We start from the raw sequence: 11,983 nt of genomic DNA, 5'->3' as shown, positions 1-11,983 counted from the left end.
GTTACACCTCAACTCCAATTTGCTTCCAGATATTCATCGCGCTCTCTGCCCGTTCGTCCTGTCCGCACCCGCTCACATCGCGGCGCTGCAAGACAGGAAGCGGAATCGGCTTGCGAAGGATCGAACGCTCCTCAGACTCTTCCCAGCCTTCGAGGATCACGTGCGCGTTGGTGCCGCCGTCGGCAAAGCAGTTGATCGCCGCGATGCGAGCCGTGTCCGTCCAAGGCATGAGTTGACGAGCCATCTCAAACGGCGACGCCTGCAGATCATAATGCGTCATCGCCTCTTCGCCCGACAGGAACGGCACCATCTGCCGGCGCTGTAGCATCAAGACGACTTTGATAAATCCGGCGATCCCTTCCGCGCACAACGGATGCCCGATGTTCGGTTTCATCGACCCCAATCCCAGCGGGAGTTTCGAGGAAGCGCGATACACCGATTGGATCGTCTTCAGTTCCAAGAGGTCGGTCACTTCCGTGCCCGAACCGTTTGTTTCGATATAGCGAACCGCTTCAGGCGATACTCCGCCTTTTCGGAGCGCCGCCTGCAGCACTTGTTTCTGTGCCTCAAGGCTCGGGGTGGCAGGTCCGGCGGTCCGTCCGTTGTTGTTGACAGCGACCGCTTTGATGACGGCGTAGATCGCATCGCCATCGCGCAAAGCCTGCTCCACCGTCTTTAGCAAGACCATACCACACCCTTCCCCGACCACGATGCCGTCCGCTCGACGGTCAAAGAGGTGGAACGCCCCTTTTCGGTTCAGGATGTTGCGCTGTTCAAAGATGCGGTGTGTCTCATCGGTGGTCAGCAGAGAGACCCCGCCGACAATCGCCGACTCGATCTCCCGGCTCTGAAGCGCCTGCGCTGCCATGTTCATCCCCACCAGAGCGGAGGAGCAAGCGGTGTCCACTACGACACACGGGCCGCGCAAGTCAAAATACTGCGAGATGTTCGCCGCCAGATAGTTCTGTCCGACAGCCAAAATCGGGTTGCACATCTGGCCCAAATCCGCCGTGCTCGGCGAGTGCTTGCTGCGCGCCCCGAGGTAGACGCCGACCGAGCGGCCTTTGACCTCCTGCTGGGTGTAGCCGGCGTGGCACAAGAGCTTGAGGCTCTCTTCCAGCACCAGAAGGGCTTGCGGGTCCATCGCTTTGGCGTCTTCCTCCGAGAGATGGAAGAACGACGGGTCATACTGCGTGATGTCGTCGAGCAATCCGGCATCGAAGCCGCTCGAATACCCCCAGCGCCCCTGCGGCACCTCGCGAATGGCGGAACGGCCCTCGGACAGCAACTGCCAATACTGCTCCAGAGAAGCCGCCCCCGGCAGTCGGCAAGACAGGCCGACGACGGCCAGATCAGCGGCCCCAGAGGCCGGGGCCGCTTTGCGCATGGCTGCTTGTCCTTGCTTCGCGACACGCGGCTTGGCAGGACGACTCGGCGCACGATAAGAAGGTGCCGCCAGCTCTTCTTGCTGAACCTGCGTGGCCCCCGTCGCGTTGGCGAGGGCTGGCCCATGCAGAGCCTCCAAATGCTTCGCCAGTGATTCGATCGTCGGGAACTCCAGCAGGAGAGACGGGTCGAACTTCACTTGCAACGCCTGCGCGATCTGACGCAGCAATTGCACTTGCAAAATGGAATCGACCCCGTAGTCTGCAATCTGCGCATCGACCTCGATCTTGGCCGGGTCCATTTTCAACTCTTTTGCAAAAATCGACCGAACCCAAGCCTCCGCTGTCTGCCCTTGGCCGCCTGCCACCACGTTTGCTTTCTGCGCAGGGGCCGCCGGACGCTGTGAAGGAACCACAGGGGCTGTCGGGAGCGCCACCGTCTGCTTTTTGCGCTGCATCAGCGTTTGCGGATTCCAGAGCGATGGGTTGACCACGGCGGACATGACGACCGGGCCGATTTTTCTCGCCAGCACATAATCGAGGAACTCCAGCCCCTCGGCGTTGGTCATCGTCAGAAGGCCTGTCTGCTCGTAGGCTCTGCTCTTGACTTCGCCCATGCCCGCCTCTTTCCAGCTCGGCCATTGCACGCTGACGATCGGACATTCCGGGCGCTTCGCTTCCGCCAGATAATCCATATAGGCATTGGCCACGGCATAGTCGCTCAATCCCGCCGCGAGCGACGGGATCGTGGCCGACACAGACGAGAACGCGACGAAGAACTGCAGCGGCTCTGCGCGGAGACTGCGGTACAACGCGTCAAGTCCCGCAACTTTCGGCTCCAGCACTTTCTCGATGCCTTCGACCGTCTTGCGAATGAAGGCCGAGTTCTCTTCATCGAGCAGGCCCGCCGCATGCAGCACCCCCCCGATCGGGCCGAGGCTGCGGCGAACCGCCTGCACGCTCTCTTCGACTGCCTGAACATCGGACAGCGGCACAGACAGAACCATCACCTGCGCCCCTTCTCGCTCCAGAGCTTGGATACCCTGAAGCTTCCGGGAAACAGGCGTCTGCTCCAGAAGGTGCGCCGCCCACGTCTCGCGCGGCGGCAAGGTTTCCCGTCCGGTCAGCACCAGGCGCTTGACGCCATAGTGTTTGACAAAATGCTGCGCGTACAGATACCCAAGGCCCCGCGTGCCCCCGGTGATCCAGAGCACTTGATCTTCCGGGAACGGCGTTCGCGCTTGCTGCTCGCCTTTTTCCCATTCCTTGAGCCGCGCGCGATAACGCAGCCCGTTTCTCCAGCACGTTTCCGTCTCCTCATCTTCGACTAGGAACTCAGCGGCGATCTGCTCGGCCAGCCTCATCTCATCAGAGACCGGCTCCAGATCGAGATGGCGGGATTGCACATGGCCATATTCACTCTGCAGCATGGGATAGAGCGCCGCACGGGAGGCACCTGCGAGGTTGACCATCGCATTCTGATACCCTTCCAGCCCCTTAGTGACACCCAAAAGCATCAACCCCTCGCGGCGGCCGTGTTCGATCAGCAGCTGAAGCCAGCTCATCCATTCCACCGACTCCTTGCGCTCCTGACCGCAGCCGACCAGATCGATCAGGCCATCATACGCCTGCCAATCCAGCTCTTGCGGCTCTTGCGCCACATCGAATAGGCGGCTTTGCGGCAGTCTCTTCGTCAGCTCGGTGGCCAAACTGCGCGTCTCCGGCGTGGTCAGGATCGCAACCGCCAGGTTGACGCTGCGGCTTGGAGCTGCCGAACATGGCTCCCACACTTTTTTCAGTAAATACATCTTGCGCTCTGCCGCTGTGCTGTTTCCTTGCCACTCGCCTTCGACCGGCTCCAGCATCAGTCCGCGCATCTGCACGCAGACCTCACCCGTTTCGTCGCAGAGGTCGAGGTCATAGCTGGCCTCGCCGCTTCGAATCAGCGCCCACATCGCAGACGGGCACGGACGGAGGATATCCAGCGACTGCAGGGAGACCGGACGGGTCGGCTTGCGATCGGTCTGTTTAAGCGTAAAAGCGTTCACGGCCTGAACCGCAGCTTCCAGCAAGGTCGGGTGCAGCACATAGTCCGCTTCCGTGGCAAGAGCTGCTGACGGCAGGGCGAGCTTGGCCAGCACGTGGCTCTCTCCCAGATAGAGCGTCTCGATCCCTTGCAGGCTCGGCCCATAGGCCGTCCCCATCGCGCGGAAGGCATCGTAGCATTGCTCAGCCGTCAGAACGCCGAGTTCCGACTGCACCTGCAAGGCGTGCAGATCGAGCGGCGGTGCTGGATCGAACGCGCAGATCTCGACTTCGCCATAGCTATACAGCGTCGGAGCTTCCTCCCCTTGTGGGATGTCACCGCTGATCTCATAGGCGATCTCGCCGTCCTCCAGCGCATGGAGTCCGACATGCAGACGTATAGATTCGCCTGCTGCAACTATCGGTTGCGGCCAGACGACATCTTTCAAACGCATGGATGTCGGATCGTTCGCTTCAAGACCCGTCGCCAGCAAGGCAGCCGCTCGCGCCAGCTCCAGCTCTGCGACGCCCGGCAGTACCGGGTTGCCATAGACGACGTGATCGCGGAGGAAGAATTCGCGGCCCGGCAGCGTCGAACGGAACCGCACTTCGGTCAGGTCGGACGTGTTCTCGTGCACCAGCGGATGCAGCATCGCGGCCCGTCCTACGCCCGTCCCGCTCTGCACAGCTCCGTCGATCGGAAGCCAGTAGCGCTCCTTGGCAAACGGATAGCCCGGCAGCGAGATGCGACCTGGCTTGCCTGTTGCATATTGCCGGCTCCAATCGATCGACAGCCCTTTAGCCCACAGGTCGAGCAGCTTGCCGAACTTGCCTTTTGCCTGCCATACCTCGATCACCGCCTGCATGTCCTCGTCCTGCGCGAAGAGGGCCAGCGTGTCCTTGTAGTGCTTGACATGTCCGTGGAACAGGCCGTCGATTCCTCGTTTGCCGGACTGGAAATCTTGCAGTTTGGCACTCAGTTCCTTGAGCGACGAGGCCAGCACGGCCAGACGCTCCTCCATCGTCTCGCGGCCCAGTTGCAAGGTGTAGGCGATCGCCGGCATGTCCGCGTCGCTGTATGCACCGCTCTCAACAGCCTGCAGCAAGCGCTGTGCCTGTTCTTGCAGACGGTCTGCGTTCTTGGCCGAGAGCACGATGACGTGCGGAGCCGTTCCGAAATGGTCACGCTGTTGCTCTACCGCTTGGTATTCCTCGATGATCACATGCGCGTTCGCACCGCCGGCCCCGAACGACGAGAGACCCGCAAGGCGCGGGAACTCCATTGTCTGACCGTCGATCTCCACCAGAGGGCGCTTCCATTCCATCAGCTCTTGCGGCACGACAAACGGGCTGTTCCGGAAGTCGATGTTTGCGTTGAGCTGTTGAGAGTGCAAGGACGGAGCGATTCTGCGGTGCTTGAGCTGGAGCAGCACTTTGGTCAGGCCGGCGATGCCGGCGCTCGCTTCCAGATGCCCGATGTTTGACTTGACAGAGCCGATCGCGCAGAACTGCTTGTCTCGCGTGTACTTGCCAAACGCGCGGGAGAGCCCGGTGATCTCGATCGGGTCGCCCAGCGCCGTGCCGGTGCCGTGCGCCTCGATGTAGCTGATCGCGCGCGGGTTGATCTTCGCCCGCTCCAGCGCTTTCAGAATCATGTCCGACTGCGCCGTCGGGTTCGGCACCGTATACCCGTTGGTCTTGCCTCCGTGATTGACAGCGGTCGCCTTGATGACACCGTAGATGTGGTCGCCGTCCTTCACCGCTTGTTCGAGCGGCTTGAGCAGCACGGCGCCGATGCCTTCGCCCGGCACATACCCGTCGCCATCCGCGCCAAAACTTCTGCATCTGCCATCCGTCGCCAGGAACTTGTACTGGCTCAGGAACAGATATTTCCCCGCGCCGATCGACAGGTTGACGCCGCCGGCGATGGCGACGCTGCTCTCTCCGTTCAGAAGGCTCTGGCAGGCGAGATGCAGCGCGGTCAGGGACGAAGAGCACGCGGTATCCACCGTCAGGCTCGGCCCGTTGAAGTTGCAGAAATACGAAACGCGGTTGGCGATGCTGTAGAGCAGCGTGCTTGGGCTGAGCACATGGCCCTGCGCCTGTGCGAGCACACCAAGCTCTTGATACGGCTGCCACAGCGCCCCGACGAACACGCCGACCGACTGATCGCTGAGGCTCTGTCTCGTATAGCCGGCATCTTCGAGCGTATGCCAGACCACCTCAAGGAACAAACGCTCCTGTGGGTCCATCAGCTCGGCTTCACGCGGCGGGATGTTGAAGAACATCGGGTCGAACTTGTCCACATCATCGAGGAAACTACCCCATTTGCTGTACAGCTTGTCGTTTTGCTTGTCCGGATCATAGTAGCGCACATAATCAAATCGATTCGGTCGGATCTCTTCGATGCAGTCCTTGCCCGCTTGGATGTTCTCCCAGAATTCCGCCAGCGATCCGGCCTGCGGATAGCGCCCGGCAAGGCCGATGATCGCGATATCCCGCACAGCCGGAGCGTGCGGTGTCATCGCGACCGTCTCGACCACATCCGCGGAACGCGCGATTTCTTGAGCACTCGCCACAGCCGCTACTGTCGATTCAACTGCCACCTCTACAACCTCATCCATTTCAACCGTTTCCGGCAATTGCAGCAGCGAACGCAGCATCTCTTCATACTCCTCCAGGAAATAACCCGTCAGATCTTCCAAGTTGCGGTACTCAAAGAACAGAGTCTTGGACAGCTCGGTCCCGAACGCATCCTCGAATAGCTTGTTCAGCTCCAAGATCATCACCGAGTTGATGCCATACGCTTCGAACGCTTCCTCCGTCCGGATCATCGACGGCTCCAGCCCGATCGCCTCAGACAGCAGACCCCGCACGAATTCCTGTGCACGAGATCTCAGCACCGCCACTCCACGGTCGCGAGCCGCCTGCGTTTGGGCCGTCGACACCGGGGCTGCCACCTGCACCAAGGCCGATTTTTCATAATTCGTCGCCTTGATCAAGAAATTGACGAGCCGCGCCACCACGCGCCCCTCCTCGTCGCAAACGGTCAGGTTAAACTTCTTGATGTCCGGATTGTTCTTCGTCTTCGGGCTGACTTCACTGTAGACGTGGCATCTGCGCGGCACGATCCCCCACATCTCCAAGCTTTCGATCGCAATCGGGATAAAATCGCGCTCGTCATCGCCGTGGAAGCGGTTGTTGATCAGCGCCGTCTGGAACACGCCCGTTAGCATCGTCGGGTGCAGCAGGTACTCCTCATACGTGTCTGCGATCATCTCCGGCAGTTCCAGCGTCGCCAGCGCTTCCTGCTCGCTCAGCACCATCTCCTGCATCGGCATGAAGCTCTCCCCGACTATCAAGCCCTCCGCATGAATCTGCTGATAGACCTGCTCCCGCGTCCAGCTCGCCGTGCAGCGCTCTCGAATCGCTGCGAGATCGAGCGTTTCCACCTCGCTCTGCGCCAGCTGCCACGGAGCATATTGTAGCGCCCCGGTCGCATGCACTACGCGCTCGGCCCCTTCCATTCTGTAGATCTCGTAGTCGGTGCGCTCCCCTTTTGGTAGCAGTTGAATGAACACATCAAACGGCTCTCCGCTTGAAGACAATTGCTTCGCCCAGTAGCAGTTGAGCAGCTTGCTCACCCGCCGACCCGGAAGAGCGAGTGCGCCGGCCTGCCTGGCCATCTCGGCATAGCACGCGCCTGGCACATTGTATTTGTTGTCCACCACATGATCGACCTGATAGAACTCCGTGTTGTCATAACGTCGCTGGTACAGCCCCTGCTCGCCAGCGACCTTGTTCAGATCGATCAGCCCCGAGCTGCGATACAGCGGAGCCAGAGCCCCCAGCTCGGCATAGTGCGCCTCGATGACCGCGCGCTGCTTGTCTTGCAGCAGATAGTCCAGAATCTGTTGCGAGGTTCCATGTTCAAACAGCAACGGCGGTTTGAAATCGACGCCAAAATACTGCGAGATTAGGTTCGCAATCTGCAGCAGCGACAGCGACGCCACCCCGAGCTGCTGCAGCGGCTGGCTGGCACCGATCTCCGCCGGAGCCAGGTGCAGCGCTTGTGCGAGGATGCTGAAGAGATCCCGACGAATCATCGTCGGCACATCCAGTTCTCGCACTGTCTCCACCTTCTTGCGTATGCCAAAGTGCTGGTTGATTTTCATCTGGTCACCTTCGATCCCTACGATGTGAGCGAAACCTTCCTGACTTGCCAGATGCAGCGCTTCCCGGAGCAGGACCAAGCCCTGCGGCGTTTCCAGCGGCTGCATCCCGAACACCTTCCAGAGGTGCTCCTTCTCCTCCGGCTCCACGGTCATCCCGCCGTTCGCCCAGAGCGGCCAGTTGATCGCCAGCGATAGACCGCTGCGCCTGCCCTCGGCGACGAGCTGCTGCCGGTGCACCGCATACGCATCCATGAAGCTGTTGCCCGAAGAATAATCGCACTGCCCTTGATTGGGCATCAGCGCTGCAATCGATGAGAACATGACAAAAAAGTCCAGTTCGTCGCCGGCCGTCGCGTCGTCCAGATGGAGCGTCCCCGCGAGTTTGGGCTGCAGGACTTTTTCAAAAGACTCGGTTGTTTTGCGCAGGATGAAGCTGTCTTCAATCAACCCGCTTCCCTGCAAAACGCCGTGGATGCAGCCATAGGTCGCACGCGCTTGCTCCACCGCCGCACGCACTTGTCCGGCATCGCCGAGGCCCGCCCGAATGTACAGGCCAGAGCCCCCCAGACTTGCCAGCCTGTCAAGCTGTGCCGCGATTCTCTCATCCTGCTCTCTTCGCCCGAGCAACACGACCTTCGCCTTATATTCCTTGGCAAGATAGTCGGAAAAAATCTGCCCCAGGCCGCCCGTGCCGCCTGCAATCAGATACACCCCGCCTTGACGCAGCGCATAAGCCTGCTTCTGCAAGCCGCCCGCCACGGTCACCATCTCGCGCAGCTGCCTTGTCCCACCTACATATCTCACTTCATGCAGCGGGGACGGAGCACTCGCAAACAGCTCCTCTAGAAGCGCCCGGCCACAGTTTTCAAAGTGATCTGTGAACGCCGCCACCTCCAGCTGAAGGCGCGGGTACTCATACTTCAGCGTGCGAGCCAGCCCGCCGGCCGCATACAGGGCGGGCAGCGCCTCGGACAACATGCTCTCGCCGGCGTAGAGGATCTTGATCGGCTCTTTAAACCGGCTCTTAATCAGAGCTCCTGCCAGCACGAGCAGCCCCCGCAGGTCTTCCACCCCCATATGGACGGCCGGCACGAGAATCTGCCGCACGGGAAACCCGCTCGCCTTGACTTCCTGCAGCGCTTCCAGATAGCGATCCGGGTTCTGCTCGGCGATCGTCAAGCGCCGGAACGGCACCTCCTCGCCCAGTTTGCCGCGCATCCAATCGGCCAGCGACTCCGAACCGTTGAGGAGGAGCAAGCCCTTCGCCTCCGCTTCCGGACCGCAAGCTTCCTCCCGCCACTTCGAGGTGTAATAGAGCAGACCTTGTTCGCTCGGCGCTTCTTTTCTCGTTTCTTCGTTCCTTGCTTCTTCTTTTCTCACCAACGCCCGCTTCGTAAAATTCTTCACCGAAGCCAGCACGCGACCTTCGCTGTCGCAAAGATACAGATCGAACTGGATCGAACCGCTCTGCTGCACCTGACGCTGCTTAACATAGTAATAGCGCACAGCTTCCAAGCTTCCCGCAACCGTGAAGCTCTCTGCATAATACGGCACATACTGCGATTCGCTCGCCGTTCCGTTTCGCACGCTCAAGCACACCGCCGTCTGCAGCGCCCCGTCCAGAATGCCGGCTGCAATGCGCCCGTGATTCCGGACGTCCACCTCCGCAATCGCCTCATCAGCCGAGCAGTGCAGCGTCTCGATCACCTGGAACGAAGGCCCATACACCAGACCGTTTTCGGAAAAGAGACCATACAGCTCGGCCTTCGATTCCTTCGTCTCGCAGCGCATGCGAATCTCCTCCACCTCGATGCGCTCTTCCGTCCGCGCCACCTGCTTGAGCAGTCGGCCTTGGCAGTGCAGGTCCGCACCTGAACGGATGCGCACAGCCCGGTCGCTTCCTTCCTCCTTTACGTTCAAGAGGAGGGTGCGCGGCTCGTCGAGAACGGCCAGCGGCTTCAGCCAGTACACATCTTGGAACGTTACACCAGCTGTCCACTCTTCCTTCAGCTCTCCGACGATCAGGTCCAGATAGCCCACGCCCGGCAGCACTTTCTGCCGCTGAACGAGATGGTCTTGCACCATACGCTCCGTAGCAGGGAGCAGGATCTGCTTATCGCCGGAAGCCGTATTCGCATCCGCCTTCACCGTCTTCGGCTCAAACCAGCAGCGCAACCGCTCAAACGGATACCCCGGCACCTCGATGCGAGAACCGTGGAAGCTCGCCTGCTCCCATTCGATCCCCTCTCCCTTCACCCAAGCCTCGGCGAGCAGGAACAGATCGTCCGTCGACGTAGCGACCTGCACAGGCACGTCAGGCTTCGTCACCGCGACGCCTTGGAACAGCGACAGCGAGGCCTGCTCGCTCACATACCGCTCCAGTTCCTCCACCACCTGCTCCACCGACGAAGCGACCATCGCCAGACGCTCCTCGAACTCCTCGCGCCCGAACATCAGCGTGAACGTGAGATCATCCACATGCACAGACTGTCCGGCTTCGCTTTGCAAAAATGTGAGCAGTCGTTCAGCCGATGCCCGCAACTTCCCTTTTTTCGCAGACAAAAGCACCAACCGCTTCTGCGACGCGCTCTTGGCGCGAGGTCTGTTGCTGCGCGGCGGCTCTTCCAAAATCACATGCGCATTGACGCCGCCCATGCCAAACCCGCTGACCCCCGCCTGTCTCGGCAGCAGCTTGCCTTCGATACGCCGCTTTTTCCACGCGGTCGGAGCCGTGACGAGGCCAAACGCCGACCCCTCAAACGATATGTACGGATTGATCTCTGTAAAATTGAGCAGCTCCGGCAGCACGCCATGCTTCATCGCCAGCAGCACCTTGATGATCGAAGCCATCCCGGCCGCGCTCTCCAGATGGCCGATGTTCGTCTTGACCGAGCCGAGCAAGCAAGAGTTCTCGCGCGGCTGCAGGCCCCGCTCCTCATAGTACTGCCCGTATGCTTTCTTCAGCGCATTGATCTCGATCGGGTCGCCCAGCGGCGTGCCTGTGCCGTGCGCTTCTATGTAGGAGATGTTGCGCGGGTCCGCTTCGGAGCGCTGCAGCGCCGTGTAGATCACCTCAGACTGAGCAGTCACGTTGGGGGCCGTCAGGAAATTCGAGCGCCCACCATGATTGATCGCCGTCGCCTTGATCACACCCAAGATGTTGTCACGGTCTTCCACCGCCTTGTCCAGCGGCTTGAGGAACAGGGCCGCCACGCCTTCACCGCGCACATAGCCGTTCGCCGACGCATCAAACGTTTTGCATTGCCCGTCCACCGACAGCATGCCGGACTTGGCATGGGAGATGTACATCCGTGGGCTGAGCAGCGCATTGACGCCCCCGACGATCGCCGCCTCGCATTCCCCTTCCCGAATATCGCGCACCGCGTTGTGTAGGGCGACCAGAGAACTGGAGCACGCGGTGTCTATGGCTTCGCTCGGCCCTCTGAAGTTAAAAAAATACGACACGCGGTTCGCGAGGATCGAGTGTACCGTTCCTGTGGAAACAAAGGCGCTGATGTTCTCCCCCAACAGCTCGGCATAGTCGTTTTTCGAAACGCCCGCATAGACGCCGATCTTCCGGCCCGACAGACTCTTTGGGCTGTAGCCAGCGTTTTCAATCACCTGCCAGACCGTTTCTAGGAACAGGCGGTGCTGCGGGTCGATAAAATTCGCCTCTTTGGGCGAGATGCCAAAAAACAGCGGGTCGAATCGATCGACCTCCTCGATGAATCCGCCCCACTTGCTGTTCGTCTTGTTCTCTTCCTTTTGCGGGTCTCCGTACACATCCTCCCACTTCCAGCGGTCTTGCGGAATGACAGAGATGCAGTTGAGGCCTGCATTGAGGTTGTTCCAGAATTCCTGCGTGTTCTTTGCCCCCGGAAAACGACCGGCGATTCCGACGATGGCAACTTCTCGCTTTGGCGTTTGAGTCATCCAGCTCCGCTCCTCGTTTAGTATTTCTTGAATCTATTTCTAAGCCATTTTCCAGCGTCCTTGGGAGCTGGTGGCGACCTTCAAAACTTCGAGTAAGTTTGCTCCTTGAAATCTGAATTAGGGACTGGACTTTTCGGCATGCCTCTGGACAATTGGTTGAAGCTTCCAACTCAGTGAAGAACCGCGATGAACAATTCGGCGAGCATTACCTGAAGAAATACATGGAAGTCCCTGAGTACCAACACAAACGCGCCGTCGTCTTAACGGCAAGAAAACTTGTGCGTCTGGTCGATGTGCTGCTGCGCAACGGCCAACTCTACACGCCTCGAAGGAAGGTGAACACGGCGAAGGAATAACGCCCCTTTGCTAAAGTCCTTTGCGAATTCCTAGTTAAAATCTGGATATTACTTGATTTTCTACTAGGTCTAATTTGATGCGCCTATTTTTCGGAACTCCCAGCCGTTA

At 59.9% G+C, this 11,983-nt stretch carries 2 pseudogenes; one reads left to right on the top strand and one right to left on the bottom strand.

Features of this window, described 5'->3' with window-relative positions:
- Position 1: 1 nt before the first annotated feature.
- Positions 2 to 11,488: pseudogene (locus AC50YG_RS00625) on the bottom strand (SDR family NAD(P)-dependent oxidoreductase); the annotation flags it as partial.
- Positions 11,489 to 11,670: 182 nt separating this feature from the next.
- Here AC50YG_RS00625 and AC50YG_RS00620 point away from each other — a divergent pair.
- Positions 11,671 to 11,874: pseudogene (locus tag AC50YG_RS00620) on the top strand (IS110 family transposase); the annotation flags it as partial.
- Positions 11,875 to 11,983: the final 109 nt, after the last annotated feature.

It is taken from the genome of Paenibacillus sp. J31R34 (assembly GCF_059383715.1).
Note: the sequence above shows the minus strand (reverse complement) of the source record. Positions and strands in the feature narration are given on the sequence as shown.